The 26,591-nt window shown below is 72.8% G+C and carries 25 protein-coding genes; 8 read left to right on the top strand and 17 right to left on the bottom strand.

What is annotated here, in order from left to right; translation table 11 throughout:
* Window positions 1–101: 101 nt before the first annotated feature.
* Window positions 102–1,127 carry a LacI family DNA-binding transcriptional regulator gene (locus GVV75_RS06185; RefSeq protein ID WP_159523269.1) on the top strand — a complete coding sequence of 342 codons (1,026 nt, stop codon included), beginning with the start codon at window positions 102–104 and terminating at the stop codon, window positions 1,125–1,127.
* Between the two features lie 22 nt (window positions 1,128–1,149).
* On the opposite strand, the gene GVV75_RS06180 is transcribed toward GVV75_RS06185, so the two are convergent.
* Window positions 1,150–2,358, bottom strand: coding sequence for a glycerate kinase (locus GVV75_RS06180; RefSeq protein WP_159813963.1), 1,209 nt, complete (start codon window positions 2,356–2,358; stop codon window positions 1,150–1,152).
* Window positions 2,355–3,743 carry a dipeptidase gene (locus tag GVV75_RS06175; protein WP_159523271.1) on the bottom strand — a complete coding sequence of 463 codons (1,389 nt, stop codon included), beginning with the start codon at window positions 3,741–3,743 and terminating at the stop codon, window positions 2,355–2,357. Before GVV75_RS06175 ends, GVV75_RS06180 begins: the two co-directional genes overlap by 4 nt.
* Window positions 3,744–3,762: 19 nt before the next feature.
* On the opposite strand from GVV75_RS06175, the gene GVV75_RS06170 reads away from it, so the two are divergent.
* Entirely contained in the window at window positions 3,763–4,374 is a 612-nt protein-coding gene (locus GVV75_RS06170; protein WP_159813961.1) for a DUF3043 domain-containing protein, read from the top strand.
* Window positions 4,375–4,447: 73 nt separating this feature from the next.
* Window positions 4,448–5,461: an aldo/keto reductase family protein gene (locus tag GVV75_RS06165; protein ID WP_159813959.1), complete on the top strand. Its 1,014-nt coding sequence runs from the start codon at window positions 4,448–4,450 to the stop codon at window positions 5,459–5,461.
* Between the two features lie 70 nt (window positions 5,462–5,531).
* On the opposite strand, the gene GVV75_RS06160 is transcribed toward GVV75_RS06165, so the two are convergent.
* The gene (locus GVV75_RS06160; RefSeq protein ID WP_159813957.1) at window positions 5,532–6,587 is read right to left on the bottom strand and encodes a quinone-dependent dihydroorotate dehydrogenase; all 1,056 of its coding nucleotides are present in this window, start codon (window positions 6,585–6,587) and stop codon (window positions 5,532–5,534) included.
* Between the two features lie 91 nt (window positions 6,588–6,678).
* Here GVV75_RS06160 and ypfJ point away from each other — a divergent pair, with 91 nt between their 5' ends.
* Complete coding sequence (gene ypfJ, locus GVV75_RS06155; protein ID WP_159523275.1) at window positions 6,679–7,587, top strand: KPN_02809 family neutral zinc metallopeptidase; 909 nt, start codon at window positions 6,679–6,681, stop codon at window positions 7,585–7,587.
* 30 nt (window positions 7,588–7,617) lie between these two features.
* Here the strand turns inward: ypfJ and GVV75_RS06150 are convergent, their stop codons facing one another.
* From GVV75_RS06150 to GVV75_RS06140, 3 genes are read right to left on the bottom strand one after another with little or no spacing between them, the layout of a single operon-like run.
* Window positions 7,618–8,895 (bottom strand): lysophospholipid acyltransferase family protein, encoded by a 1,278-nt coding sequence (locus tag GVV75_RS06150; protein ID WP_159523276.1) that lies wholly within the window; start codon window positions 8,893–8,895, stop codon window positions 7,618–7,620.
* 47 nt (window positions 8,896–8,942) lie between these two features.
* Complete coding sequence (locus GVV75_RS06145) at window positions 8,943–9,884, bottom strand: phosphatidate cytidylyltransferase (RefSeq protein ID WP_159523278.1); 942 nt, start codon at window positions 9,882–9,884, stop codon at window positions 8,943–8,945.
* Window positions 9,885–9,891: 7 nt separating this feature from the next.
* Window positions 9,892–10,533: a CDP-alcohol phosphatidyltransferase family protein gene (locus GVV75_RS06140; RefSeq protein WP_235905207.1), complete on the bottom strand. Its 642-nt coding sequence runs from the start codon at window positions 10,531–10,533 to the stop codon at window positions 9,892–9,894.
* A 192-nt stretch (window positions 10,534–10,725) separates the two neighbouring features.
* Here GVV75_RS06140 and GVV75_RS06135 point away from each other — a divergent pair, with 192 nt between their 5' ends.
* From GVV75_RS06135 to GVV75_RS06125, 3 genes are all read left to right on the top strand, one after another.
* Window positions 10,726–11,547 carry a MerR family transcriptional regulator gene (locus GVV75_RS06135; RefSeq protein ID WP_159523280.1) on the top strand — a complete coding sequence of 274 codons (822 nt, stop codon included), beginning with the start codon at window positions 10,726–10,728 and terminating at the stop codon, window positions 11,545–11,547.
* A gap of 71 nt (window positions 11,548–11,618) precedes the next feature.
* Window positions 11,619–12,575, top strand: a complete 957-nt coding sequence (locus GVV75_RS06130; RefSeq protein WP_159523282.1) for an ABC transporter ATP-binding protein — start codon at window positions 11,619–11,621, stop codon at window positions 12,573–12,575.
* Window positions 12,576–12,616: 41 nt separating this feature from the next.
* Window positions 12,617–14,257 (top strand): hypothetical protein, encoded by a 1,641-nt coding sequence (locus GVV75_RS06125; protein ID WP_159523284.1) that lies wholly within the window; start codon window positions 12,617–12,619, stop codon window positions 14,255–14,257.
* Window positions 14,258–14,474: 217 nt separating this feature from the next.
* Here the strand turns inward: GVV75_RS06125 and GVV75_RS06120 are convergent, their stop codons facing one another.
* The 8 genes from GVV75_RS06120 to GVV75_RS06085 form a co-directional block, all read right to left on the bottom strand.
* On the bottom strand, window positions 14,475–14,852 hold the full coding sequence (locus GVV75_RS06120) for a metal-sulfur cluster assembly factor (RefSeq protein WP_159813955.1): 378 nt from the start codon (window positions 14,850–14,852) through the stop codon (window positions 14,475–14,477).
* Window positions 14,853–14,931: 79 nt separating this feature from the next.
* The gene (gene sufU, locus GVV75_RS06115) at window positions 14,932–15,396 is read right to left on the bottom strand and encodes a Fe-S cluster assembly sulfur transfer protein SufU (protein WP_159523288.1); all 465 of its coding nucleotides are present in this window, start codon (window positions 15,394–15,396) and stop codon (window positions 14,932–14,934) included.
* Between the two features lie 5 nt (window positions 15,397–15,401).
* Complete coding sequence (locus GVV75_RS06110; RefSeq protein WP_159813981.1) at window positions 15,402–16,769, bottom strand: aminotransferase class V-fold PLP-dependent enzyme; 1,368 nt, start codon at window positions 16,767–16,769, stop codon at window positions 15,402–15,404.
* 4 nt (window positions 16,770–16,773) lie between these two features.
* Window positions 16,774–17,523 carry a Fe-S cluster assembly ATPase SufC gene (gene sufC / locus GVV75_RS06105; protein WP_159523290.1) on the bottom strand — a complete coding sequence of 250 codons (750 nt, stop codon included), beginning with the start codon at window positions 17,521–17,523 and terminating at the stop codon, window positions 16,774–16,776.
* Window positions 17,524–17,593: 70 nt separating this feature from the next.
* A complete protein-coding gene (gene sufD / locus GVV75_RS06100) occupies window positions 17,594–18,844 on the bottom strand; it encodes a Fe-S cluster assembly protein SufD (RefSeq protein ID WP_159523292.1) in 1,251 nt (416 codons plus the stop codon).
* 49 nt (window positions 18,845–18,893) lie between these two features.
* On the bottom strand, window positions 18,894–20,333 hold the full coding sequence (gene sufB, locus GVV75_RS06095) for a Fe-S cluster assembly protein SufB (protein ID WP_159523294.1): 1,440 nt from the start codon (window positions 20,331–20,333) through the stop codon (window positions 18,894–18,896).
* Complete coding sequence (locus GVV75_RS06090) at window positions 20,330–21,088, bottom strand: helix-turn-helix transcriptional regulator (protein ID WP_159523296.1); 759 nt, start codon at window positions 21,086–21,088, stop codon at window positions 20,330–20,332. Before GVV75_RS06090 ends, sufB begins: the two co-directional genes overlap by 4 nt.
* 234 nt (window positions 21,089–21,322) lie before the next feature.
* Window positions 21,323–22,006, bottom strand: coding sequence for an NUDIX domain-containing protein (locus tag GVV75_RS06085; protein ID WP_159718455.1), 684 nt, complete (start codon window positions 22,004–22,006; stop codon window positions 21,323–21,325).
* 185 nt (window positions 22,007–22,191) lie between these two features.
* Between GVV75_RS06085 and GVV75_RS06080 the strand changes: the two genes are divergently transcribed.
* Window positions 22,192–23,046, top strand: coding sequence for an inositol monophosphatase family protein (locus GVV75_RS06080; RefSeq protein WP_159813953.1), 855 nt, complete (start codon window positions 22,192–22,194; stop codon window positions 23,044–23,046).
* Here the strand turns inward: GVV75_RS06080 and GVV75_RS06075 are convergent.
* The 3 genes from GVV75_RS06075 to GVV75_RS06065 all read right to left on the bottom strand — a co-directional run.
* A complete protein-coding gene (locus GVV75_RS06075) occupies window positions 23,043–24,182 on the bottom strand; it encodes a glycosyltransferase family 4 protein (RefSeq protein ID WP_159813951.1) in 1,140 nt (379 codons plus the stop codon). The two genes, GVV75_RS06080 and GVV75_RS06075, sit on opposite strands and share 4 nt — an antisense overlap.
* Window positions 24,179–25,885 carry a murein biosynthesis integral membrane protein MurJ gene (murJ, locus tag GVV75_RS06070; protein WP_159813949.1) on the bottom strand — a complete coding sequence of 569 codons (1,707 nt, stop codon included), beginning with the start codon at window positions 25,883–25,885 and terminating at the stop codon, window positions 24,179–24,181. Before murJ ends, GVV75_RS06075 begins: the two co-directional genes overlap by 4 nt.
* The coding region (locus tag GVV75_RS06065) for a hypothetical protein (protein ID WP_159813947.1) at window positions 25,882–26,591 on the bottom strand (710 nt) is incomplete at its 5' end. The genes GVV75_RS06065 and murJ, both read right to left, overlap by 4 nt.

Raw genomic sequence — 26,591 nt, 5'->3', positions numbered from 1 at the left:
GAGGGCGCGGGATTGCGAGCGGTCCCGGTGGGCGAGACGTAGAGTCATCCCAGAAACCATGCATCGGCTCGGGCCGATCATCCATGCTCGAAGGAGGAGCAGTGGCGCAGCGCATCACGCTGACGGACATCGCCGAGCAGGCGGGTGTCTCGACAGCGACCGTCTCCCGCGTGCTCAACGGCAAGTCGAACGTGGCCGACGAGACCCGGCGGCAGGTGCTGGCAGCCCTCGACGTCCTGGGCTATGAGCGCCCCGAGTCCGTGGACAACCGGTCCCGCGGCCTGGTGGGCCTCATCGTCCCCGAACTCAGCAACCCGATCTTCCCGCGTTTCGCCCAGGAGATCGAGCAGTTGCTCACCCCCAGCGGGCACACCCCGGTGCTGTGCACCCAGACGCCCGGCGGGGTTAGCGAGGACGAGTACATCGAGATGCTCGTGGAGCGGGGCGTGTCCGGCATCGTGTTCGTCTCCGGGCGGCACGCGGACACGACGGGCAATGTCACCAGGTACCAGAGGCTGCGGTCCCGGGGCGTGCCCCTGGTGACGCTCAACGGCAACGCGCCCATGATCAATGCGCCCGGGTTCACCACCGATGACCGGGCCGCGGCGGCGATGGCCGTGGAGCACCTGGCCAGCCTCGGGCACCGGCGGATCGGATTCGCCACCGGCCCCGCGCGGATGGTCCCCGCCGTGCGCAAGCGCGTCGGCTACGAGGAGGCGATGCGGGCCTGCTGCCCGGGCGAGCACCTGCGGATCGCGGAGAGCCTCTACACCTATGAGGGCGGGGCGACGGCGGGAGCCGCCCTGGCGGAGCAGGGATGCACCGGCATCATCTGCGGGTCGGACATGATGGCCCTGGGCGCGATCAAGGGGATCCAGTCCACCGGCCGCGCGGTCCCCACGGACATCTCCGTCATCGGTTACGACGACTCCCCCCTCCTGGCGATGACGCACCCGCCGCTGACGACGGTCCGCCAGCCGGTGGAAGCCATCTGCCGGGCGGCCGTGTCCACGCTGCTCGCGGCGATCAGCGGGGAGAAGCCCGTGGACGTGGAGATGACCTTCATCCCGGACCTCATCGTGCGGGGCTCGACCGCGATGGCCCCGGGGATCGCCGCGCTGCGCTGAGGCGGCGCCGTCAGCCCACCGCTCAGCGGGACCAGGTGCGCGCCAGTCGCTCCCCCAGGCCCTCCAGGCGCCGCGCGATCACGCGGGGGCCGCCGTCGAACCACTGCCCGCCGTCGCCCGCGGGGGTGAGCGCGTACTGGGAGACGATGCCCGCCGCGCCGAGTTCGCCGCGGGGAACGGCTGAGAGCCCGGTAACGAGGACCGCGGGAAGCGCCAGTCGGGATGCCGCCGCACCGACCACGTCGACGACCGAGTCGGCCAGGATGTCATAGGCCTCCCCGACGGCGGTGATGACCAGGTCAGCCTCCTCCGCGGCGGCCTCGAGGCCCGTCAGTCCCGCCATGACGCGGGCCCCGGGGAGCGCTCGGGCCCCGAGCGCCCGGAGGATGATCGCCGCTCCGCCCCCAGCGCCCGTCCCCCAGGCCGAGGGGCGCAGCGGCTCGTCCCGGTGGCCCTTAGCGCCCATCCCGGCACCTGGCGCCTGGCCGATCGGGAGCGCCTTGGGGGCGCGATCGCCTCCGGCGAGGGCGGGCAGGAGCGCCGAGGCCCGGGAGCAGGCCCCGCGGTCGAGATCCTGGACCACGGCTGGGGCGAGCCCGGTCAGGGCGATGAGGCCCTGTCCCGCCCCGTTCATCCCGCCCAGGGGCGAGGTGTCGGCCAGGGCGAGGACGACGTCGCGCCCGGCGATCAAGGCGCGGGCCCCCTCGGGCCCGCCGAGGGCGTCGAGCAGCCCAGCGCCGCCGTCGTGCGCCGCGGCGCGCGCGAGCCCGACGACGAGCACGTCGCCCTCCCGGGCGCGCTCCAGCGCCTGGCGCACGGCCTCACCGAGGCCCCGGGTGCTGCCGCGCTGCGCCTCGCGGCCCGCCTCCCGGCGATCGGTGGGCACGGCGCTGGCACTCGCGGCGTCGAGGACCCACGTGGCGCCCCCTAAGCCCCCGCCCCTGGCTCCCGCGGCGCGCGCGAGGCGCACGAGGGGCGCCTGCCGCGCCTGGCCCAGCGGGCCCGGGACGTCGAGAACAGCGCGGTCCTCGACGGCGCTCGGCTGGATCGCGGTAGTGAGCCCGGGGCCGCCGTCGGCAATCGGCAGGAGCGCGAGGGCATCGTCCGGGCGGGCGCGCGACCACCCGCGGGCCAGGGCCTCGGCGACGCCGCGGGCGCCAAGTCCGAGCCCGGTGATGGGCGCTCCCCCGGGCTCGGGGCTCATCGTCCCCGGGGCGAGGAGGACCCTCATGCCTCGATGGCCCCGCCCAGGCGCGCTAGGAGGAGGGCCTCGGAGACGACGATGCGCTCCAGGTCCCCCAGGTGCATCGACTCGTCCTCGCTGTGCGCGCGGGTGTCCGGGTCCTCGACGCCGGTGACCAGGACCTGGGCGTCGGGGAACGTGGACTGGAGGGTGGCGATGAAGGGGATGGAGCCGCCCTGGCCGATGTCGACGGCCTCGACTCCGAAGCCGGTGGTCAGGGCCCAGTGGGCGGCGCGTCCGGCGGGCGTGTCCGAGGAGCCGTGGAAGGCGGGGCCCGCCTCGCGCCCGGTGACGGTCAGGCGCGCGCCGAAGGGCACGTGGGACGACAGGTGGGAGGTGAGAGCCTCGATCGCCAGCCCGGGGTCCTGCCCGGGGGCGATGCGCATGGAGATCCGGGCGGTGCAGGAGGGGGCGAGCACGTTGCCGGAGCGCTCCAGGGGAGTGACGTCCATGCCGATGACGGTGATGGTCGGCTTGGTCCACAGTCGGGCGGTCAGGTCCCCCGTGCCGATGAGCTCGACGCCGGGCAGCACGCCGGCGTCGGCGCGGAAGTCCTCCTCGGGGTACTCGGGGAAGTCGGGGGCGGCGGTCGACTCGCTGACCAGGCCGGGGACGGTGACGTCGCCCGCGTCGTCGTGGAGCGTGGCCACGAGCCGGCACATGGTGGTCACGGCGTCCAGGACGGGGCCGCCGTACTGGCCCGAGTGCAGGGCGTGGTCGAGCACGTCGATGCGGGCGTCGACCTGGACGACGCCCCGCAGCGAGGTGGTGAGCGCCGGGACCCCGACCCTCCAGTTCGAGGAGTCGGCCACGATGATGACATCGGCGTCGAGCCGGTCGCGGTGGGCGGCGAGGAAGGCCTCGAAGGACGGCGAGCCGACCTCCTCCTCGCCCTCGATGTACACGGTGACGGAGCAGGGCAACTCCCCGCCGCCGAGCTCGCGCAGGATCCGCAGGGCGTGGGGGTGGGTGACGACGCCGGCGCCGTCGTCCGAGGCCCCTCGCCCGAAGAGGCGATCACCGCGCCGCTCGGCGACGAAGGGGTCGGCCTGCTGCCAGGCGGAGGGGTCGCCGACGGGCTGGACGTCGTGGTGGGAGTAGATGAGCACGCGCGGGGAGCCGGCGGGGCCATCGGCGTGGGCCAGGACCGCGGGGCGGCCGGGCGTGCCGTCGGGGCAGTCCACGCTGGTCACCTCGGCCTCCAGCCCGGCATCGCGCAGGAGACCGGCCACATGCTCGGCGGAGCGGAGCACCTCGGCCTGGTCATGGCTGGAGGCAGAGACCGAGGGGATGGCCACGAGATCGGTCAGATCGGAAACGATGGAGGGGAAGGCGTCGCGCACCGCGGCGCGGATCGAGTCGACGGTGATCATGGTTTGCAGGGTATCGCGGATGAGCCGCTACCCTGAGCCGGTGAAGCTCTTCAAGAAGAACGAGGCTCCCGCTCCTGAGCCCGAGACGACGCCGTCCAAGGCCGGGGGGAAGGGCCGCCCCACTCCCAAGCGCAGGGACGCCCAGGCCAAGCGCCTGCACCCGGTGGTGCCCACGGACCGCAAGGCCGCCAAGCGTGAGGCCCGGGCGAGGCGCGACGAGGCGTGGGAGCGCCAGCGCCGGGCGATGGAGACCGGGGATGAGCGCTACCTCCCCGCCCGGGACAAGGGACCGGTCAAGCGCTATGTCCGCGACTACGTCGACGCCCGCTTCTCCGTGGGCGAGTTCTTCATCCCCGTGGCCTTCACCGTCCTCATCCTGGGCCTTTTCGGGCAGTCGATGCCGCAACTGATGCTGTGGCTCATGCTCGGCCTGTACGCGCTGACGCTCATCATGATCCTCGACGTCATCGTCTGCTGGCTCATCCTGCGCCGCCGCCTCGACGCCAAGTTCGGCCGCGAGGCCTGGACGTCCCAGGGCCGGGTCTTCTGGTACATCATGGCCCGCTGCGTCAGTATGCGCCGCATGCGCCAGCCCAAGCCGCAGGTGGCCCGCCGCCAGTACCCGGAGTGATGACGCGCCGGTTCAGTACCCCACCGGCGCGAGAGCCCTTCCAACCAGGCGCGCCTCGGGCTAGCGTCGGGGCATGGTCACTTACCGCCACCTGGGCTCATCCGGGCTGAAAATCACCGAGATCACCTACGGCAACTGGATCACCCACGGCTCACAGGTCGAGGCGGACACCGCCATCGACTGCGTCCACACCGCGCTGGACCTTGGGATCACGAGTTTCGATACCGCCGACGTCTACGCCAACACCGTCGCCGAGGAGACCCTCGGGCGCGCCCTGGCCGGGCAGCGCCGGGAGTCCCTGGAGATCTTCACGAAGGTCTACTGGCCCATCGGCCCGAAGGGCCCCAATGACGTGGGGCTGTCCCGCAAGCACATCATGGAGGGCATCAACGGCTCGCTGAGCCGGCTCGGGGTGGACTACGTCGACCTCTACCAGGCGCACCGCTACGACTACGAGACCCCGCTGGAGGAGACGATGCAGGCCTTCGCGGACGTAGTCCGCGCGGGCAAGGCCCTCTACATCGGGGTCTCGGAGTGGACGGCCGAGCAGATCCGCGCCGGCCAGGCGCTGGCCTCCCAGATGGGCTTCCGCCTGGTGTCCAACCAGCCCCAATACTCAGCGCTGTGGCGGGTCATCGAGGGCGAGGTCATCCCCGCCTCCACCGAGCTGGGGATCGGCCAGATCGTCTTCTCGCCCATGGCTCAGGGGGTCCTGTCCGGCAAGTACCTACCGGGCGCTGAGCCGCCCGCGGGCTCTCGCGCCGCCGATGACAAGGGCGGCAAGGGCACGATCGCCAGGTGGATGCGCCCCGAGGTCCTCACCGCCGTCCAGCGCCTGCGGGGCGTGGCCGAGGAGGCGGGCCTGACCATGCCGCGGCTCGCGATCGCCTGGGTCCTGCAGAACCCCGCGATCTCGGCGGCCATCGTGGGAGCCTCGCGCCCCGAGCAACTGAGGGACACGGTAGGGGCCTCCGGCGTCGTCCTAGACGAGGCGGTGATGCGGGCGATCGATACCGCCCTCGGCGACGTCGTCACGCGCGATCCGGCTTTGACCCGCGCCGTCTCCCCCAACCCCCGCCCGGCCTGATCGCCCCGGCCTGATCGCCCCGGCCGGCCCCGCGCGCCGAATCCCGCCCCCTCCGGTCGAAGAAGGCGGCTCAGCGCACGGGGCGGCGGGCGTGGGAGACGGCCAGGGCGCGGTTGATGCGGCCGGGCCAGGCCGGGCCGTTGTAGATGAAGGCCGAGTAGGCCTGGAGGAGGTCGGCGCCGGCCTCGAGCATGAGCTCAGCGTCCATGATCGAGGAGATGCCGCCGACGCCGATGATCGTGGGCCCCTCCCCCAGTCGCGCGCGCAGGCGGCGCACGACCTCCAGGGCCCGGGGCAGCAACGGCGAGCCGGACAGGCCCCCCTCACCCAGTTCATGGGCGATGGTGGTGTTGGTGGCCACCACGCCGTCGAGCTCCAGCTCGCGCACGAGGTCGGCGACGGCGTCGATGTCCTCATCGGCCAAGTCCGGGGCGATCTTGACCAGGAGCGGCACGCGCCTGCGCGCGGCGGCGTCCCCGGCCTCGCGCACGGCGATGAGGATCGGCCTGAGAGACTCCACGCTCTGCAGGCTGCGCAAGCCGGGGGTGTTGGGGCTGGAGACGTTGACGACGATGTAGTCGGCCCAGCGGGCCACCCGGGAGGCCGAGTAGCGGTAGTCCTCGACCGCGTCCTCAAGCGCGGTGGCCTTGGTCTTGCCGATGTTCGCGCCCACGACGATCGAGCGGCCCCTGGGCGTCGAGCGCAGGGCGCGCAGGCGGCGGGCGGCCTCATCGGCGCCGTCGTTGTTGAATCCCATGCGGTTGCGGATCGCGCGCATCTCGGGGTAGCGCCACATGCGGGGCTTGTCGTTGCCGGGCTGGGCGCCGGCGGTGAACGTGCCGACCTCGATAAAGCCGAAACCGAGCATATCCAGGCCCTCGACAGCCCTGCCCTCCTTGTCCATGCCCGCGGCCAGGCCCAGGATCCCGGGAACCGGGCGGGCGAAGGGGCCGCCCTGGGAGGCGCTGGGCACGGGCAGGCTCGGGCGGCGCCCCCACATCTGGCGCACGAGGTCGCGCACGATGGGAACGCGCCCGGTGGCCTCGATCGCGTCCAGGCAGATGTCGTGGATGATCTCGGGATCGATTCGCGTCAGCACGGTCTTGTACAACAGGTCGTAGAGCACGCGGCCAGCCTACCCGTGCTCTACCAGTACCCTGGTGCCGTCACGCGCCGGAGGGCCAGTCCCCCGGCTCCCGCACCGCATCGGAGGAACCGTGTCCTTCAACTCTGGCATCGAGCTCGACCCGAACCGGGTCTCGACGCGATCGACGGGGCGCCGCGGCGCCGCCATCGGCGGCGGGTCCGTGCTGGCGGTCATCGCCGTCATGCTGCTCTCCCAGCTCACCGGCGTGGACCTGACCGGCCTGGTGAGCCAGGATGACGGCGGGGGCGCCGCTCAGACGGGCTCATCCTCGATCGACACCTCGATATGCACCACCGGCGAGGCCGCGAACAAGCACACGCAGTGCCGCATGGTGGCCACCGCCGAGTCGCTGGACGCGGTGTGGGGCGAGCAGCTGCCCGCCCAGGACGGGCGCGCCTACACCAAGCCCGGCTTCGTCCTGTGGAACGGCAACCGGGTCTCCACCGCCTGCGGGTCCGCCAGCAGCGCCGTGGGTCCCTTCTACTGCCCCGGCGACTCCACCGTCTACCTCGACATGTCCTTCTTCTCCGACATGGAGTCCCGGCTCGGCGCCAACGACACGCCCCTGGCCGAGGAGTACATCGTCGCCCATGAGTTCGGCCACCACATCCAGAACCTCCAGGGAACGATGAGCAGGACCGACCGCTCCGGCACCGGCGCCGACTCCGACTCCGTGCGCACCGAGCTCCAGGCGGACTGCTACGCCGGCGCCTGGGTCCACCACGCCTCCACGGCCAAAGACCCCGAGACCGGCAAGCCCTTCCTCAAAACGCCCAGCGATGAGGAGATCCAGACCGCCCTCAACGCCGCCTCCGCCGTGGGCGACGACCACATCCAGCAGCGCTCCGGGGCCGGCGTCAACTCGGACTCCTGGACGCACGGCTCCTCGGAATCCCGCGTGCGCTGGTTCAAGACGGGCCTGGCGAAGGGCGACCTCAGGGCCTGCGACACCTTCGCCGTCGACGCCTCCCGGCTCTGAGGGCCGCGCGGGCCGCCGCTCTGACCGCGCTCAGCGCTCCCAGTGCTTGATGACGCGGCTCAACAGCACGCCGAAGGTCGCTCCCGTCGCCACGAGGTAGGGGCCGAAGTGCTGGCGCACGAGGTTGCCCAGCGGCTTCTCCGCGACGACGATCAAGGCGGTGGACGCCGCCATGCGCGCCGCCCGCTCCCCCGTCGCGTGGAGGGCGACCCGCCCGAGGGGCAGCCCACGCCGACCCGACTCGGCGGCGAAGAGCTTGACGGGGATGCCGGTCAGCGCCTGCATCCAGTAGCCCCTCGGGCCCCGATCCAAGTAGCGGGCGGTGGCCCCGCGCATGGCGGGACGCGTCCACGGGGCGGGTAGGCGCGCCCCGCGCGCGGCGAGGACGTGGCCCAGGAGCACGCCGCTGACTGATCCGGCGACAACGGCGGCGCCCCGTCGCCACAGCAGGCCGGGCTGGGTGATGCCGAGCCAGACCTGGCTCATTTCCGCCATGACGGGGAAGGAGAGGGCCTCGGCCATCCCCCAGGCGAACATGACGGCGTCCCCGCGCGCCCCGCTCATCGCCTGCGCGGCGATGGTGTGGATGTCGGAGACCGGGTAGGGCCGGCGGGGAACGCTCAGGAGGCCCGTGATCTGGGCTCGGGCCTCCTCGCTCACGGCCACGACGTCGTCGCTCGGGGGGATCGGCTCTCCGACCCGCACCTCGACGGGCGAATAGCGGGGCATGCCACCCTTCTTCGGCATGAGCTCGCGCGAGCCCACGAGCGCGACGGGCAGCACGGGGATACCGAAGTCCCTGGCCAGGCGGGCCGCGCCGGAGTGGAAGCGGCCGAGCTCGCCGTCGACGCTGCGCGTGCCCTCGGGGAAGATGAGAACGCTCATGGATTCGGCGACGCGGTCCTCCAGGACGCCGCGCAGCTCCTCGTAGGCGCCCTCGCCGTCGCGGCTGACAGGGTAGGCGCCGAGCAGGCCGCGGGCCACCAGTCGGCGCGAGCGCTTGACGAACCAGTAGTCCTGAGCGGCCACCGTCACCACCCGCATCATGGTCGGCGAGGCGCTCATCAGGGCGATCGTGTCCGCGTGGGAACCGTGGTTGGCGACGACGACGTAAGGGCCGGTGGAATCGAACTCGCCCTCGACTCGCACCCCGCCGAAGGGCGCGATGACAGCGGTCCAGAACTTCTGGCGGGCGACGGCCCGCCAGGTGACCTTCGCCGGGGTGCGCACCACCGAGCGCAGGCGGGAGCCGGCCCTGCCGATCTCGGAGGCGCCCGGCAGGGTTGAGAGGGAGGATGGCAGTGGCATGGGAGCTCCTTCGGGTGTTCGGTCTGCTGGGATTGCCGCCGCGTCGATCAGGCGAGCACCGCGGCCAGGGGGAGGACGAGGAGGAGGGAGTCGACACGGTCGAGCAGGCCCCCGAAACCCGGGAGCCAGTCACCGGCGTCCTTAACGCCGGCGGTGCGCTTGATGAGGGACTCCAGGAGGTCGCCGAGCACGCCGCCCACGCCGATGGCGACGACCGCCCCCAGGCTCAGCGCGCCCAGGAGGGCCAGGACGACCACCGTGCCGGTGAGCGCTCCCGCCAGCCCGCCGACGGTCTTGTTCGGGGACAGGGGCGACAGCGGGCGGCGCGCCCAGGCGAAGCGGCGCAGGCCCGTCCCCCCGCACCAGGCGGCGACGTCGGCCGCCGCGGCGGCGAAGGCGATGAGGAAGGCGTCGTGCCACAGGACCACGAGATGGGCCAGGGACCAGCAGATCCACACGGAGGCGAAGCCCGTGATACTCGCCCGGCGCAGCCCATCGGCGCTGTCCCCCTGAAGAACCGCGGGCAGGGCGCACACGAGCACCATCACCGGCGCGAGTGCGAGGAGGCTAGGACTGAGCCATGCGGACACGGGGTAGGCCACCGCCAGCAGGAGCAGCAGGAGGGTCTCGGCCCTGGGCAACCGCGCCAGACGGGCGAGCTCGCGGGTGGCCTGCGCGGACAGGGCCGCGGCGAGCAGCGCCGTGGTGCCCTTTCCCGCCCAGATCGGCAGCCCGACGACGGGCACGATGATCGCCCAGGTCATCCACCGCTCGCGCAGCTCGGCCTTGTGGGCCAGCGCGACCGCCGCGCCGCTGAGCGCCAGTACCGCCAGGGTGACGCAGGCCAGCAGCACAGCCCTGCCCGTCAGGGTCAGCCCGATCCCCGGGATGGTGACGGACCAGGCGCGATCACCAAAGAGCATCCATTCGGCCCCGCCCGATGCGATGGCGGGGATCGGTCCTGCTGGGAGGAGCGGCAGTCCGGACATGGGGCCCTCACTGCGCGGGTCCGGCGCCCAGCGGGCTCCCGACCTCCGGCCGGGCACCGGGCGAGGGCAGCAGACGGTGGGCGCGCGCCAGTCGAGTCCCGGCGGTGAGGATCGAGCCGGCGATGAGCAGCCATGCCGCGGGCGCCAGCCACGAGGGCACGGCCGATGCGACGACGGCGATAAGGCATCTCTCGGTCTTCCCCAGCGGTCCGCCGTTGAGCCTCGGGGCGCCCGCGCCCGCGGCGGAGAGGCTGATGAATGTGGGCAGGGTGGCCGCGAGCGCCGCGATGAGCAGCGCGACGATGGTGGCCTGCGGGGCCCCGATCCGTGCGCCCAGGCCGACGAGCCCCGCCATCATGAGCAGGTCGGAGGCGCGGTCGCCGATCTCGTTGAGGACGAAGCCGAAGGGGCGGGACACGCCCCGGGCCCGGGCGACGGCGCCGTCGAGGTTGGCCCCGCCCAGCCGCGCGGCCAGCAGGAGGAAGGCGAGGGGCCACCAGCCCATGGCGATTGCGCCGGCGCCGAGGGCCCCGGCGATCACGCCGGCGAGGGTCCACGCGTCGGGGCTGATGCCGTGCCTCACCGACGCGTTGATGAGGAAGGTGAGCCTCCGGGTGTACCAGTGCTTGAGACTGTAGAGGGAGAGCATGACTCGAGGCTAGCAAGGCAGCGCCGCGAGATCGTGGAAAACGCCTGGGCACTGATGGGGAGCGCTGCACACGGGCGCCCGGGCGGGGCGCCCGTGTGCAGCGCTCCGGGGCGGGGCGCCCGGGCGCGCCCGGATGCGCTGCGGGCGCCCTTTCCCGCGGCGGCGCCGCCCTCGCCCTGCCACACTGGGCGCATGCGAGTCGCGGAGATCGCCCGGCTGACGGGCACCACGGTGCGGGCGGTCCGCCACTACCACTCCCTCGGGCTGCTGCCGGTTCCCGCCGAGCGCGGTGGCTGGCGGGATTACGACCTGAGCCACGTGGCGCGCCTGTCGCGCATCCGCTGGCTGGTGCGGGCCGGGGTGCCGCTGAGCGCCGTCGCCCGTGTGCTCGACGGCGTGGAGGGGGGCGGTCCCGGCGCCGATCACGCGCCGCCCGAGGCCGTCGGCGCCGATGAGGATCCGGTGAGCCGCGATCTCGCCGCGGCCCTGACCTCCGTGGAGGCCCATTTGGAGGAGGTCACCGCTCAGCGCGACATGCTCGCCGCGCTGCTGGAGCGCTCTCGTGAGGGGATGTCGGTGAGCCCGATGCCCCCGCGCATGGCCGCGTTCTTCGATCGCATGGAGGCGGCGGCACCCGATGAGCGGACCCGGGCAGCTGTGAGGGCGGATCGCGACGCCGTCGATCTGGCCTGCTACCGGGGGCAGATGCCCGCGGAGGCGGAGTTCCTCTTCCCCGTCCCGGGCACCGATGATGACGCCGCCACCCTGGCGGACTACGGGAGGGCCAGCGAGGGGCTGGACGAGGAAGAGGCCGAGGCGATGGCCGCCGAGACGGTCAGCCGACTCATCCGACGCGCGGGGCCCGAGCGCCTGCGCGACCTGGCCCGGTCCGCGGACCGGGAGGCCATTCGCGCGGTCTTCCAGCTCTTCGCCTCCTTCGAGCAGTTGGGCTCCGTTTACGCCCGTGCTCTGGAGCGCAGACTGCTGGAGGCGATCGATAACTGGGGCCCGTAGCGCGGCCTGGGCTCCGGGCGGCCGCACACTGGGCTTGCGTGCGACGCAGCGTCACACCCGACGCTAGGGGCATGAGAGCATCCGGTCCCCCAGCCATCGAGGTCACGGGCCTGGTGAAGGCCTTCGGGCGCCACAGGGCGCTGGACGGGCTCAACCTGACGGTCCCCCCGGGGCAGATCCACGGGTTCCTGGGTCCCAACGGGGCGGGCAAGTCCACGACGATCCGCGTGCTGCTCGGCATGTACCGACGCGACGCCGGAACCGCGCGCGTGCTCGGCCTCGATCCCGCGCGAGACGCGCGGATGATCACCAGAAGGAGCGCCTACGTGCCCGGCGACGTCGCCCTGTGGCCGGGCCTGACCGGCGGCCAGGCGCTCGATGCCCTGGCGGGCCTGCGCGGCGCCCGGGATCAGCGCCGCGAGGCCGAGCTCATCGAGGCCTTCCAGCTCGACCCCTCCAAGCCCATGCGCTCCTACTCCAAGGGAAACCGTCAGAAGGTCATGCTCGTGGCCGCCCTGGCGGCACCCTGCGAGTTGCTCATCCTCGACGAGCCGACCTCCGGGCTCGATCCCCTCCAATCGGAGGTCTTCGTCGAGGCGGTGGGTCAGGCCGCGGGCCAGGGACGGACCGTCCTCATGTCGAGCCACATCATGGCGGAGGTGGATCGGCTGTGCGACGCGGTGACGATCGTCAAGGACGGCCGCGCCGTCGAATCCGGGTCCATGTCCGAACTGCGCCATCTCAGATCGTCGCGCATCACCTGCCGTCTGCCTCAGGGCAGCCGCGTGGACCCTGCCTGGGAACCTCGTGGCGGGCCCGCTCACGGCGCCTCCGACGACTTGCCCGCGCATCAGTCCCCGTCCTCGCCCGCTCCCGACGCCGATGGACGCTTCACCGCGTCGGTGCCCGCTGAGCGGGTGGCGGGGCTCCTGACCGCCCTGATCGATGCGGGTGCCCAGGAGATCACCTGCGCGCCGGTCTCGCTCGACGAGGTCTTCCTCGAGCACTACCAGGCGGGTGCCCGATGAGCCCGCGCCGCCTTCGCGGGCCGCACGCGTGGAGCGCCCACATGCGGCTGCGTCTGCGCACCGAGCGCGCCTGGCTCGTCACCCTGCCCGCAGTGGTCCTGGTGCTCACCGCGCTTTTGTGCCCCAACTACGGCACCACCTACAGCGATCAGGCCGCCATGGCGAGAGCGGTGGCGTCGGCCCGCGCCAACGACACCATTCTCCTGCTGTACGGAAGTCTCGCTCATGGAGCCGGCCCCGTGCAGATGGCCGTATGGGAGCTGGGAGCGATGACCTGCCTGGGAATCGGCGTCGTCGTCGTGTTTTACACGGCGGCCCTCACACGGGGTGAAGAGGACCGGGGACGCGCCGAAATCCTGCACGCCGCATCCGTGGGGCCGGCGCGGCGAGTCCTAGGGCAGGCCCTCACACTCGCCCTGCTCAGCGCACTCATCGCGGCCGGCGCGGGCACGGGACTGCTCGCTCTCGACGGAGTCTCCCTAGCCGACGCCCGCGCCTATGGGACGGCGGTGGGTCTCACCTGCCTACTGCTCGCCGCGCTCGCCCATCTCGTCGGCCAGATCGCCTCCGACGCCCCGGGCACCCGTGGTCTGGGGCTGGCCGTCCTAGCGGCGGCCTACCTCATCTACGGGCTCTCCTGCTCCCAGGACCCGGGGTGGGCAGATGTGCTCGGCCGCGTCTCCCCTTTCCATCTTCGCCAGGCCATCTCACCAGGCGGGCAGAACGCCTGGGGGCCCGCGCTATGGGGAGGCTGCGCGTGGATGCTCCTCGTCATCATCACCATGCTGACCGCCCGGCTAAGGGACCTGGGGCAGGGGCTTATCACCATGCGTTCGCCGCGCGCGGGCCGCCCTTTGGGCGTCAACGGTCCTGTGCTTCTCGCGCTGCGTCTGGCGCGGGGCGGCATCACCGTGTGGGCGCTCGCGCTGTCGGCGGCCGTCTGGCTGCTCATCGACATGGGTGGGGATCTCGTGGCTCGCGCTCAGGAGGGCGCGTTCGACCCCGGCAGCGGCATGGGGGCGATTCTCGGCGGTAGCGACGACGTCGGCGAGGCTTTCCTGGGATACGTCGGCTCCCTCATCGGCGCGCTCGCCGCCCTCCATGCGGTGTCGCTGGCCAATCGCGCGGGCGCCGATGAGTTGGTGGGGCGCGCGGAAGTACTGGCCTCGACCGGCGTTCGACCCGCCCGGCTGCTGCTCGCCTGGTGGTGCGCCGCCGCGGTCGGATCAGGGGTCGCCCTGTGCTGCGCCACCGTGTCGGCAGCCGGCGTCGGGGGCGGCGCGCTGGGAACCAGTACCCGTGATGCGATCCGCCTGGTGGCCGGGCAGTGGCCCGCGTCGGTCGCCGCGGCATCGGTCGCCACCGCCATCTGCGCGTTCCTGCCCCGCTGGCGCGGCATGGCCTGGTTGGCGCCGCCGATCTGCGTGGGCCTCATCCAGTTCGGCGCCACGATCGGCGTGCCGGAGCGCGTCCGCGCCGCCAATCCTCTGGCGCAGGCCGGCCGGCCCGGCTCGTGGTGGTTGCTCTGCGCATCCGTGATGATGATCGGAATCGCCGTCGTGCGCATAAGGCGCCGTGACCTCGCGCTGGCGTCCTCATCCCGCTCACGCCGCCGCCATCCCCATGGCATCCGACCATTAACCGCGCTTCACCGAAAGGAACAACGAACAAGCGCGCTGTGATCGTCGTCGAGCCCTGCTTCGGCGCTACGCGGAGGCCGCGAGCGGCGCCGCGCTCGTCGGCGGCCAGATCGAAAGGGCCCAGCCTGGGGCGCCGAACTGGCCCGCGATGAGGACCACCGCCCCGGTGCATCAGCGACCGGCGCGCCCGGGTGAACCGGTCTCGATCCTCATTTCGACCGGTCTCGGCGCTGTTTTCGACCGGTCTCGATCCGAGGGGTCAGACGTTGAAGCCCAGCGCCCGCAGCTGCTCGCGGCCCTCGGGGGTGATCTTGTCCGGGCCCCACGGCGGCAGCCACACCCACTGGATGCGCACCTTGTCGGCGATGAGGGCGAGGGCCTGCTGGGCCTGCTCCTCGATGACATCGGTGAGCGGGCAGGCGGCGGTCGTCAGAGTCATGTCGAGAACGACCGTCCCGTCGGGGTCGAAGGAGACGCCGTAGAGGAGGCCCAGGTCCACGACGTTGATCCCGAGCTCGGGGTCGATAACGTCGCGCAACGCCTCCTCAATGGCGGCGACGTCCACGTCGGGAGGGACGGGGGTGGGCGCGTGCTGGGCGGCCATCGGGTTGGCGGCGGTGGTCGGGTGGTCGGTCATGATCCCTCCTAGGAGGCGTCCGGGGTCGGGTGGGTCGGCGCGGGGCGCGTCCTTCGCGCGGCCCGCTCGGTGCCGCGAGTCAGTCCTCGACGGCGGGCAGGGCGATCCCCGCCTGAGCGAGCGCGTCCTTGAGGGCCATCCAGCCCAGGAGCGCGCATTTGACGCGGTTGGGGTACTTCGAGACGCCCTCCAGGGCGGCGGCGTCCTCCAGGGCGTCGAGGACCGCCCCGTCGACGCCCCGCCCGCGCGAGTGCATGAGCTCATCGAAGTCCCGGGAGAGCCTGGCGACCGTCGCCAGGTCAGCGCCATCGATGAGATCGTGCATGATCGAGATCGAGGCCTGGGAGATCGAGCAGCCCTCGCCCTTCCAGCCCACGGCCACCAGGCGCCCATCCTCGACCCTCAGCCCCAGGTCCACCTCGTCCCCGCAGGTGGGGTTCACCTGGTGGCTGAGGCCGGCGGGATCAGCGGGCAGGCCCTCGCCGTGCCGCTCACGGGAGTGGTCGAGGATGACCTGCTGGTAGAGCTGATCGAGTTCATTCATGGCCGTCACCTCCGGAAATAGGACTGGACACCGGCCGCGGCCTCAAGGAAGCGGTCGATCTCCTCGATGGTGGTCGTCGGGCCGAAGGACACGCGCGAGGAGGCGTGGATCCCAAAATGCGCGTGGATCGGCTGGGCGCAGTGGTGGCCGGTGCGCACGGCGACACCGGCGGCGTCAAGAACCTGACCCACGTCGTGGGGATGGACCCCCTCGATCGTGAAGGCGATGACGCCGAGGCGGTCGGCGGTGTCATCGGGCCCGATGATCCGCAGGCCGGGGATGCGCCTCATGCCATCGAGCGCGTGGGCGGTGAGCTCGGCCTCGCGGGCGCGCAGGCGGTCCATGCCCAGGATCCCGAGGTAGTCGACGGCGGTGTGCCAGCCCGCGGCCTGGGCGAGGGGCTGGCTGCCGGCCTCGAAGCGCGCCGGGGGCGGCATGTAGGTGGAGGACTCCATGGCCACGACCTCGATCATGGAGCCGCCGGTGAGGACGGGCGGCATCGCGTCGAGGAGCTCCTCGGTCGCCACGAGCGCGCCCACGCCGGTGGGACCGCACATCTTATGGCTGGACAGCGCCATCGCGTCGACGCCGGCCGCGGCCAGCGCGGCGAAGTCAAGCGGAATGTGCGGCGCGGTCTGGCAGGTGTCGAGCACGACGACCGGCTCGCGGCCCCCGGCGCGGCCGGCGGCCCTGGCGGCGTCAAGGATGGGGCCCAGGGGCGCCAGGGCGCCGGTGACGTTGGAGGCGTGGCCGAGGGCGAGGACCCGCGTGCGTTCGGTGATGACACCGAGGGTGGCCAGGTCGATGCGGCCGGCGTCGTCGAGGTCGAGCCAGCGCAGGGCGGCGCCTGTGCGGGCGGCAAGCTCCTGCCAGGGCACGAGGTTGGCGTGGTGCTCGGCCCGGGTGACGACGATCTCGTCCCCGGGGCCCAGGGCGAGCCCACGCGCGGGGTCCGCCTCAGAGGCCGCGCCGGGCCCCCCGGCGGCGGGGCGGGAGAGGCTGGCGTGCCCGATGGCCAGGGCCACGAGGTTGATCGCCTCGGTGGCGTTCTTCGTGAAGACGAGCTGGTCGGCCCGGGCCCCCACGAAGGCGGCGATCGCCTCGCGGGCGTCCTCCAGGGAGGCGGTGGCCTCATCGGCGAGCTGGTAGGTAGAGCGCCCGGCCGCGCCGTTGCTCATCCTGTAGAACACGGCCTCGGCGTCCAGCACGCACTGCGGCTTCTGCGCGGTGGCGGCCCAGTCGAGGTAGGCGAGCTCGCGCCCGTTGCGCGCGGGGCGCCCCAGGTAGGGGAAGTCCTTGCGGGCACGGGCCACCTCCACCGCGCTCAGCGGCTCGGCGGCGGGGGAGTCAGTCGGTGTGAGGGCGCGCATGATCAACTCACTTGAGGTAGCGGTCGTAGCCCTCTTCCTCGAGCCGGTCGGCCAGGTCGGGGCCGCCCTGCTCGGCCACGCGGCCATCGACGAACACGTGGACGAAGTCGGGCTTGATGTAGCGCAAGATCCGCGTGTAATGCGTGATGAGGAGGAATCCGGCGTCGGAGGTCTCGTGCAGGCGGTTGACGCCCTCGGAGACGATGCGCAGCGCGTCGACGTCGAGACCGGAGTCGGTCTCGTCCAGCACGGCGAATCGCGGCTTGAACAACTCCATCTGGAGGATCTCGAAGCGCTTCTTCTCACCCCCGGAGAACCCGGCGTTGACGTCGCGCTGATTGAAGGACGGGTCCATGCGCAGCCGCTCCATGGCTGAGCCGACCTCGCCGACCCACTGGCGCACCTTGGGGGCCTGGCCGTCGATCGCGGTCTTGGCGGTGCGCAGGAAGTTGGCCACGGAGACGCCCGGGACCTCAACGGGGTACTGCATGGCCAGGAAGAGGCCGGCGCGGGCGCGCTCGTCCACGCTGAGGGACAGCAGGTCCTCGCCGTCGAGCAAGACCTGGCCGTCGGTGACCTCGTAGTCGGGATGGCCCGCAATGGAGTAGGCCAGGGTGGACTTTCCCGAGCCGTTGGGGCCCATGATCGCGTGGATCTCGTCAGAGCCGATGGTCAGATCGACGCCCTTGAGGATGGGCTTGGGGCCGTCGTTGGTGGAGACCTGGACGTGGAGGTTGATGATCTCGAGGGTGCTCATGAGTTTCTTCTGCTGCCTTCTGATGCCTGATGGATGCGCGCCTTGCGCTGGGTGATTCGGGGACGGGCGCTCACGGCTGCTCGTCAACTGGGGCGTCGGGGCCCGCCGAGATGAGGCCGGTGAGCTCGAGCTCGTGCTCGATGGCCGTCATAAGGCGCTCCTCGACCTCGGGCACGCCGATCTCGGAGACGATCTCGTTGAAGAAGCCCAGCACCACGAGCCGCCGTGCCTCGCGCTCGGGGATACCGCGGGCGCGCAGGTAGAACAACTGGACGTCGTCGAAGCGGCCGGTGGCCGAGGCGTGGCCCGCGCCCTCGATGTTGCCGTTCTCGATCTCCAGGTTGGGGATGGAGTCGGCCTTGGCGCCCTCGGTGAGCACGAGGTTGCGGTTGAGCTCGTAGGTGTCGGTGCCACGAGCCCCGGCCCCGATGAGGCAGTCCCCCACCCAGACAGCGTGGGCGCCGTCGCCCTGGAGGGCGCCCTTGTAGGTGACCCGGGAGTAGCAGTGCGGCTCGGTGTGGGCCACGTAGGGGCGGTGCTCCTGGTGCTGGCCGGCATCGGTGAAGTAGACGCCGTAGGCGTCGATGCGCCCGCCCTCACCGCTGAAGCCGAGGTCGGGGGCGATGCGCGTGTCCCCGCCCAGGGAGACGACGACGTGCTTGAGGGCGCCGCGCCCCTGCACGCGAGCGCGGTGGTTGGAGGCGTGGACGGCGGCGTCATCCCACCCCTGGACGGTGACGACGGTGAGCTCCGCGCCGTCGGCGACGACGATCTCCACCGTCTGGGTCAGGGCGGCGGCACCGGTGTGGTCGAGGATGACGGTGCCGGTGGAGCCGGGCTCGGCGGTGATGAGCAGGTGCTGGGCGCTGGGGTGGGCCAGCTCGGCGTCATCGCCGCGGATCGCCACTCGCGCGGCGCGCTCGAGGCGGGCGCCCGCGCTCAGCGTGATGGCGGTGGCGGCGGGGAAGGCGGCCCAGGCGACGACGCCCGTGCGGTCCACGGGCGCGCCGATCGCTCCCAGGCGCGCGTCGTCCCGGGCGAGCTCCTCGACGACCACGCCGTCGGGGGCGTCGACGCCGGTGCTCACGACCCCGGCCCGGGTGCCGGAGGCGACCGCGTCGAGATCGAACAGGGGGGCGAAGCGCTTAATCGGGGTGAAGCGCCACTCCTCCTCTCGCCCTCGGGGCACGGGGATATCCGCGGGGTCGAAGGAGGTGGGGCGGTCGGCCCGGGAGGCCACGTAGCGGGGCCGCGCGGCGGCGCCGTGGCTGTGAGAGCCCTGGGCGGTGGCGCGCGAGTGGTCGGTGCGCAGGTCGGTCATGTCGTGTTCCTGATAGGGGTGGGTGATGGGCTCGGCGAGGCGGGGGCCGTCAGCCGACCGAGTTCTCCATCTGGAGCTCGATGAGGCGGTTGAGCTCGAGGGCGTACTCCATGGGCAGCTCGCGGGCGATGGGCTCGACGAAGCCCCGGACGATGGTGGCCATCGCCTCGGTCTCCGTCAGCCCGCGCTGCATGAGGTAGAAGAGCTGGTCCGCGCTGACCTTGGAGACGGTGGCCTCGTGGCCCATCTCGACGTCGTCGGTGCGCACGTCCACGTAGGGGTAGGTGTCCGAGCGGGAGATCTCGTCGACCAGCAGGGCGTCGCACAGCACGTTGGACTTGGAGTGCCGCGCGTTCTTCATGATCTGCACCAGGCCCCGGTAGGCGGAGCGGCCGCCGTGGCGGGCGATGGACTTCGAGACGATGTGGCTCGAGGTGTGCGGCGCCATGTGGACCATCTTGGCGCCGGTGTCCTGATGCTGGCCCTCGCCGGCGAAGGCGATGGACAGGGCCTCTCCGCGGGCATGGGGGCCCATGAGGAAGACGGCCGGGTACTTCATGTTGCGCTTGGACCCGATGTTGCCGTCGACCCATTCCATGGTGGCGCCCTCGGCACAGGTGGCGCGCTGAGTAACGAGGTTGTAGACGTTGTTGGACCAGTTCTGGATGGTCGTGTAGCGCACGCGGGCGTTCTTCTTCACCACGATCTCCACGATCGCCGAGTGCAGGGAGTCGGTGGAGTAGATCGGGGCGGTGCACCCCTCGACGTAATGGACGTAGGAGTCCTCGTCGGCGATGATGAGCGTGCGCTCGAACTGGCCCATGTTCTCGGTGTTGATGCGGAAGTAGGCCTGCAGCGGGATCTCCACGTGCACGCCCTTGGGGACGTAGATGAACGACCCCCCGGACCACACGGCCGTGTTGAGGGCGGCGAACTTGTTGTCACCGGCGGGCACGACGGAGCCGAAGTACTCGCGCACGAGCTCGGGGTACTCGCGCACGGCGGTGTCGGTGTCGACGAAGATGACGCCCTGCTCCTCCAGGTCACCGCGGATCTGGTGGTAGACGACCTCGGACTCGTACTGGGCGGCGACGCCGGCGACGAGCCTCTCGCGCTCGGCCTCGGGGATGCCGATGCGGTCGTAGGTGTTCTTGATGTCCTCGGGCAGGTCGTCCCAGGAGTTGGCGGGCCGGTCCGTGGAGCGCACGTAGTACTTGACGGCGTCCATGTCGAGTTGGGACAGGTCCACGCCCCAGGTGGGCATGGGCTTGCGCTCGAAGGTCTCGTAGGCCTTGAGGCGCTTCGCGAGCATCCACTCGGGCTCACCCTTGATCGCGGAGATCTCCCGGACGACTTGCTCGTCGAGGCCGCGCTTGGCGTTGGCGCCGGCCTCGTCTGAGTCATGCCAACCGAAGTCGTAGGACGCCGAGATCGAGTCGATGATCTCGTCGTCGCTGCGCGCGGCTGGCTCGGTCGTGGTTGACGTCATCGGGTTCCTTCCGTTCGCTGGGGCCGGTTGCCTCGCGTGTGAGCGATGGTCCGCGCGGCGCGCTTGCGCAGCGCGGGCATGACGATGGGCACGTGCGTGGTGCACACGTGGTCTCCCCCGGCCAGGGTAGCCAGGCGCTGGACGGGCACGCCGAGCAGCCGGGAGAAGGCCTGGGTCTCAGCGTCGCACAACTCGTGGAACTGACCGGCGACGTCGCGCACCGGGCAGTGACCCTGGCAGAGCTGGACGGCGAAGGTGCCGTCGCCGACGTCGCGGATCGTGGCGGCGTACCCGTCCGCGGAGAGGGCGTCGGCCAGGGCCATGGCCCGGTCGGCCGGGTCCTTGCCCGCCGCCTCGACGATGCGCATGTAGCGGCGCTCGAGGTCCCGTCCGCGGGAGGCGGCGAAGGAGCCGACGGCCTTGTCCCCCGCGACCTGCGACAGGTAGCTCAGGGCCCGGGTGGCGAGGTCGGAGTAGCCCTCGCCGAGGTTCGTGCGCGCCGACGCCGTGGCGACGTAGTGGCGCGCGGGGCGCCCGCGGCCGCGCTTGCCCACGCCCGTGGGGGTGTGGACGGCAATCTGGCCGTTGTCCTCCAGGGCGGTGATGTGACGGCGCACGGCGGCGGGCGTGAGGTGGAGGATGGCGGCGAGCTGGGCGGCGGAGACGGGCCCCTTCTCAACGATGAGGTCAAGGACCTTGACGCGGGTGGACTCGTCATCCGCGGGAGCGCCCGGGCCGATCGGACTCGGGCTCATCGGACTTACAGGACTCACGCTTCCCCCTCTCCCGTCCCTCGCACTGCGCGCGGGCGCCACCGAGGCGCCCAGGGCGCCGTCGGCCTGGCACCCATTTTAAGCATCATCTTTGTGCCTAAATTGGAGCAGCGCAACTTGATGACGCCGTGGCGCAACGTGGCATGGCGCACGCCCGACCACCTGAGCCAGGAGTCCTCGCCCCATGCCGCGCGAGGACCTGAAGTCCTACGCGCGTCACATGCTCTCGGGGCTGCGCATCCAGGGGGCGTCAGCGGGGCGCAGTCCCTCATAGCCGCGCTTCCGGGCGCGCTCGGCGGCGAGGACCCCCGCGACAGTGGAGGGGTTGTGGAGCCGCCCGCCCATGACGGCGTCGAGCACGTCGTCGAAGCGGAACCAGGTGGGATCGAACTCGGCCTCCTCGGCCTCGCGCTCGGCGCGCTCCTCGACAGGGATCGGGCGCAGGCCCCGGGCGAGGAAGCAGCGCACGCCCTCGGTGGTGAAGCCGGGCGAGGCGTAGAAGTCGATGAGCGCGTCCCAGCGCTCGGCCGCGTGGTCGGTCTCCTCGGCGAGCTCGCGGGCGGCGGCGATGACCGGGTCCTCACCGGGGATGTCCAGCAGGCCGGCGGGGATCTCCCACAGGGCGGCCCGCACGGGGTGGCGGTACTGGCGGACCATGAGGATCTCGGCCGCGCCGTCGGGTTGGGAGGACTCCTCGGCCTCTCTGAGGGCGACGATGCTGACGGCGTCGTGGTGGGCGATGGTCTGGCGGCGGATGGGCTCGGAGGCGCCCGGGGACAGGCGGATCATCTCGTCGTCGACGGCGCAGATGGGGCCGGTCCATACGCGCTGGGCGCTCAGCACCTCCCTGGCGTCGCGCTCATCGGCGGGGCCGCCTGCGGCCTTGTTCTGGCGGGTCATCTGGGCCTCCATCGGGACTACGGTTGGCGCCCCCATTGTGCCCCCTCCCCGCCCTCCCCTCAGCGAGACCGGTCTCGATCCTGATAACGACCGGTCTCGCTGAGGATAGGATCGGATCACGGACGCGCACGCGGACGTGGACGCGCACGCGGACGCGGAGGGACGCGGTAGGACGAGGGGGAGCGATGAGCACCGGGGGGCTGGATCTGGACCTTCTGCTGGGCGCGGCCCGCGAGGCTGTCCTCGCCGCGGCCGCCTTCGCCCTCGATCCGGGCGCCGAGCCGCGGGTCGAGACCAAGCAGCATGCCAAGGACCTGGTCACCCAGGTGGATCGCGGCGCGGAGCGGATCATCGCCGAGCGCCTCGCGCCCACCGGCATCCCCCTGCACGGCGAGGAGCAGCACCGCGTCGAGGGCTTCGAGGAGCACGCCGGCCCGGCCTGGGTGGTCGACCCGATCGACGGCACGACGAACTACGTGGCCACGCACCGCGACTGGGCGGTCTCGCTCGCCCTGGTCGACGGCGGCGCCCCGGTGCTCGCGGTCCTCGCCGATCCTGTGGCAGGCCGTCTCATGACGGCGATCGCGGGGCGGGGGGCCTGGGTGGGCCCGCTTCGGTCGGCCGGCGGTGGCCGTGACGATGAGCCGATCCCCATCGCGCCGGACCTGGCGCTGGAGCGGGGCGCGGCGATCGTCCCGTTCAGCGCGCTCAGAGGCGTGCCCGGGGCCGGCGGCGTCGTGAGCGCCGCGCTGGCGGCTCGCGCCTACGGCTCGGCCGCCCTGGAGATCGCCGAGGTGGCCCGGGGCGGGGCGGTGGCCTTCCTGCACGGCGGCCTCAAGCCCTGGGACATGGCCGCGGCGGTCCTCCTCGCCCGGGAGGCGGGCGCGCTCGTCACCAGGGTGGACGGCTCCGCCCTGGACGCGCGCCGCGTCGGATCAGTTCTCGCGGCGACGCCGTCGGCGCACGCCCGCGTGCTGGAGATCCTGGCGCGGGCCCGCGACGCCGGTGGCGGGGCCGGCGATCCCACGCCCTGGGCCTAGGCGCCAGGGGCCAGGACGGCGATCAGTTGGGCGAGCAGGTCCGCGGAGGTGGGCAGCCCGGCGGCGGCGTCGCGCGCCCGGCCCCTCCACTCCCGCCGAGCGGCGGGATCATCCAGGAGCCGGCCGACGGCGTCGGCGATGGCAGGGGCCTCGGGCGCCACCAGAACGGCGCCCCCGCGCGCCGTGACGCCCGTGCCCCCCACATCGGTGGCGATGATGGCGGCGCCCGCCCTCAGCGCCTCCTGGATGGTCAGCGGCTGCCCCTCCCACAGGCTGGTCTGGACGACGACGTCGGCCGAGGCCATGAGCGCGCGGGCATCCTCGCGCCGCCCGAGCAGGGTCACGGGCAGGCGCTCAGCGTCGATGCGGGTCTGCAGAGCCGGGCGCTCGGGCCCCTCCCCCGCGACGAGCCAAGTCAGCGGCGCGCCATCCCCCTCAGCGCGCCGGGCGAGGATCGAGGCGGCATCGAGCAGGAGGGCGAGACCCTTCTGAGGGGCCAGGCGGGCCACGGTCAGGATGAGGGGGCCGCCCGCTCCCGCCAGCGCCTCGGCCGCGCCGCGGCCTTCCTCCCCACGGTTCTTGCCGGCGTCCCCCGCGGCCTCCTCGGGCGCGGGGATGATGGCGAGCAGGGCGCTGCCCGCCCCGCGAGCGCGGGCCCGCTCGACGAGGTCGGGACTGACGCCGAGCACAACATCGGCCCGCCTGGCCACGAGCTTTTCGAGGCGATCCCCTACGAGCCGGGTGAGGCGCCCGCCGACGGGCAGGTTGTGAAGGGTGACGACCAGGCGCGCCCGCCCGCCGCGGCGCCGGCCGAGGGCGAGGGCCGCCACTGAGCCCGCGCGCAGGCCGTGGGCGTGGACGACGTCGGCGCCCTGGGCGAGGGCCGCCAGACGGCGCACCGCTGAGCGGTCGGAGAGCGCGGGCCGGGGCCCGATGCTGAGGACAGCTCGGCGGGCGGCCCCGGTATCGAGGCCCTCCAGGACCTGTGTCGGCGCGGCGACGATCACCTCGTGGTCGGCGCCGCTCAGGGCCCGAGAGCACTGGCCGAGGTGCGCGCGCACTCCCCCGGCGGCGCTCCCACTGACCTCGACGACGCGCATGGGCCGCGTCCCAGCGATCCCGATCATCCCGGTCATCTCCTCCCCCGGCGCAGCGCTCCCAGGGCCTGGGGGCAGACGATGTGCGCGGCGGTGATTGTGGCGAGGGCGGCCAGGAGCGCCCAGGCGCCGGAGAGCAGGATCTGGGACCAGGGCGCGCCGGTCATCTGGCTGAGCGCCCGCCCGGCCCACCCGGAGGCTGCCGCGACCGGGGCCCCGGCGAGGATGACCCTGGCGATGGGGCGCAGCACCGAGGCTTCCAGGCAGCGGGCCAGGGCCGTCAGAAGGCCGATGCCCGCGATCGTCATGCCGATGCTGGTGCCGATGCCCAGTGCCTTCAGCGTGGCGGGGCCGTCCGCCCCGCCCGGGGCGAGCAACCGCACGGCGGCCGTGGACAGGGCGGCCGCCGCGGCCCAGCCTAGCGCGGTGGCGCGCGCGGCCCAGCGCGCGCCACCGGCGGCGAAGAGGACGCGAGTGACCTGGTGGATGAGGCCGAAGCCGACGATGCCGGGGGCGAGGCAGACCAGGGCGGCGGACATCCCTCGCACGTCGTCGGTCAGGAGCGCGAAGAACGCCTCGGCCCCGGTGCTCGCCGCCAGGAGCATCGCCATGCCGGCCAGGGAGACGCTGGTGACCAGGGCGGTGGAGTCACCGCACAGCCCCAGGGCCTCCTCACGCCGGCTCCGCGCGTGCCTGCCCGGCGCGCTCGCCTCGGCCCGGGCGGGGGCCGGGCCCGGTGGGCGGGCCGCCTCCTCGCCAAGCAGCCCCGCGATCCTCGGGTACAGGACGGTGGCGACGGGAACGACGAGCACGGCGTAAGGCAGCACCCAGATGGCCTGCGTGTACTGGTAGACGGCGATGGTGCCGCTGACTCCCCCGGAGCGGGCGAGGATGGGCACCAGGAGCATGAAGGCCTGCTGGGCGACCAGCGCTGTGATGCCGGCGGTGGCCAGGCTCCAGGCGCGCCGGCGGGTGGCGGCGTCGAGGCGGAGCGTGGGCCGCAGGTCGATGTCGAGGCGGGAGGCGGGGATGAGGAGGGGGAGGCTGAGGGCGGCCACGCCCAGCGTGGTCCCCCAGCCGAGGACGAGCAGCCCAGCCGAGTCGGCGCTGCGCGTCCACTGGCCCGCCCCCTCGGGGGTGATGGCCCCGTAGAGGGCGTAGGCGGCCATGACGACGAGGCTCGACAGGATCGGGGTGATGGCGGGCCAAGCGAAGCGCCGGTGCGCCTGGAGGACGCCGGTCAGGACGACGCCGATGCCGTAGAGCGGCACTTGGAGGGCGAACATGCGCAGAAAGTCGGCGACGAGTCGCGTTTGGAAGGCGGGGTCGGCGTCGGCTGAGGTGGGGAAGAGCGCGGCGATGGGGTCGGCGAGGACGGCGAGGAGGATGCCCAGGGGCACGAGGATGGCCAGGACGATGCTGAGCATCGCGGAGGCGGTTCGGGAGACCGCCTCGCGGCTGCCTGCCATGATGGCGCTGGCCAGGAGGGGGACGATGGTGGCGGCCAGGGCCCCGCCGACGACGACCTCGTACAGGACGTTGGGGACCTGGTTGGCGGTGGCGTACGCCCCGGCGACGGCGCCTGTGCCGACGGTCGCGGCCTGCACGATCCAGCGCAGGAATCCGAGCGCGCGGGAGATGAGGGTGAGTCCCGCGACGCCGCCGACGACGCCCGCCAGGCCTCGCCGCGCCCCGGTGTCCTCGCCCTCGGCGCGCGCGTCAGCGGCTGCCCCGTCCGTCATCGGTCCCGGCGCCCCAGGGCGTCCAGCGCGGCCAGGGCCGGGGTGGAGTCGATGACGTGTGAGAAGGACACGCGCTCGCTGGCCAGGATGAGGGCGACGCCGGTGACCGCCGCCCCATGGCGGAAGGCTCGCGAGGGGGCGGCGGCGAGGGCGGCGCCGACCAGGGCGCCGAGGGAGTTGGCACCGGTGTCGCCGAGCATGGTGCGCTCGCCGAGGTCCTCGGGCGCGGATGCGGCGGCGACCCCGAGGGCGCTGGCGGCCAGGGCGCGGGTGGGGGCCGCCGCCTGGCCGGGCCAGGCGAGGAGGGGGGCCGAGATGAGCGCGCTGGCCTTGAGGGCGCGCCCGGGGCGCAGGTCGAGGAGGTTGTGGACGTTGGCCCAGGCGCCGATGACGGTGGCGCTAACCGCGGTGTCGGCGACGAGCGCGCGCGGCCGGGCGGCCGGGGCCCGGCGCCTGGCGAGGAGGGCGCCGCTGATGAGCGCGCCGGAACCGATGATGGCGATCTTGAGGGCGCCCGTGGTGACGCGCCCCCTCCAGAGGGCGCCGAGGTGGCCGGCCAGGCCCTTGGCGGGGGCCTGGCCGTCGTGGGCGCCGGCGTCGAGATCGTCGATGAGCCCGGCGGCTCCTCCGGCGGAGGCGGCGATGACGGCGGCCGCGCCGGAGCGGGCGGTGAGCGCGCTCGGCCGGGCGAGCGCGCCCGCGCGCC

This window comes from Actinomyces sp. zg328 (genome assembly GCF_009829635.1).
Taxonomy (GTDB): domain Bacteria; phylum Actinomycetota; class Actinomycetes; order Actinomycetales; family Actinomycetaceae; genus Actinomyces; species Actinomyces marmotae.
This window is presented reverse-complemented; position numbering and strand designations above follow the sequence as displayed.

Coding starts and splice junctions, on each gene's coding strand:
- GVV75_RS06180 (WP_159813963.1), bottom strand. CDS start 2,358: ATGAGGGTCCTCCTCGCCCCGGGGACGATGAGCCCCGAGCCCGGGGGA.
- GVV75_RS06175 (WP_159523271.1), bottom strand. CDS start 3,743: ATGATCACCGTCGACTCGATCCGCGCCGCGGTGCGCGACGCCTTCCCC.
- GVV75_RS06170 (WP_159813961.1), top strand. CDS start 3,763: ATGAGCCGCTACCCTGAGCCGGTGAAGCTCTTCAAGAAGAACGAGGCT.
- GVV75_RS06165 (WP_159813959.1), top strand. CDS start 4,448: ATGGTCACTTACCGCCACCTGGGCTCATCCGGGCTGAAAATCACCGAG.
- GVV75_RS06150 (WP_159523276.1), bottom strand. CDS start 8,895: ATGCCACTGCCATCCTCCCTCTCAACCCTGCCGGGCGCCTCCGAGATC.
- GVV75_RS06145 (WP_159523278.1), bottom strand. CDS start 9,884: ATGTCCGGACTGCCGCTCCTCCCAGCAGGACCGATCCCCGCCATCGCA.
- GVV75_RS06140 (WP_235905207.1), bottom strand. CDS start 10,533: ATGCTCTCCCTCTACAGTCTCAAGCACTGGTACACCCGGAGGCTCACC.
- GVV75_RS06135 (WP_159523280.1), top strand. CDS start 10,726: ATGCGAGTCGCGGAGATCGCCCGGCTGACGGGCACCACGGTGCGGGCG.
- GVV75_RS06130 (WP_159523282.1), top strand. CDS start 11,619: ATGAGAGCATCCGGTCCCCCAGCCATCGAGGTCACGGGCCTGGTGAAG.
- GVV75_RS06125 (WP_159523284.1), top strand. CDS start 12,617: ATGCGGCTGCGTCTGCGCACCGAGCGCGCCTGGCTCGTCACCCTGCCC.
- GVV75_RS06120 (WP_159813955.1), bottom strand. CDS start 14,852: ATGACCGACCACCCGACCACCGCCGCCAACCCGATGGCCGCCCAGCAC.
- sufU (WP_159523288.1), bottom strand. CDS start 15,396: ATGAATGAACTCGATCAGCTCTACCAGCAGGTCATCCTCGACCACTCC.
- sufC (WP_159523290.1), bottom strand. CDS start 17,523: ATGAGCACCCTCGAGATCATCAACCTCCACGTCCAGGTCTCCACCAAC.
- sufD (WP_159523292.1), bottom strand. CDS start 18,844: ATGACCGACCTGCGCACCGACCACTCGCGCGCCACCGCCCAGGGCTCT.
- sufB (WP_159523294.1), bottom strand. CDS start 20,333: ATGACGTCAACCACGACCGAGCCAGCCGCGCGCAGCGACGACGAGATC.
- GVV75_RS06090 (WP_159523296.1), bottom strand. CDS start 21,088: ATGAGCCCGAGTCCGATCGGCCCGGGCGCTCCCGCGGATGACGAGTCC.
- GVV75_RS06085 (WP_159718455.1), bottom strand. CDS start 22,006: ATGACCCGCCAGAACAAGGCCGCAGGCGGCCCCGCCGATGAGCGCGAC.
- GVV75_RS06080 (WP_159813953.1), top strand. CDS start 22,192: ATGAGCACCGGGGGGCTGGATCTGGACCTTCTGCTGGGCGCGGCCCGC.
- GVV75_RS06075 (WP_159813951.1), bottom strand. CDS start 24,182: ATGACCGGGATGATCGGGATCGCTGGGACGCGGCCCATGCGCGTCGTC.
- murJ (WP_159813949.1), bottom strand. CDS start 25,885: ATGACGGACGGGGCAGCCGCTGACGCGCGCGCCGAGGGCGAGGACACC.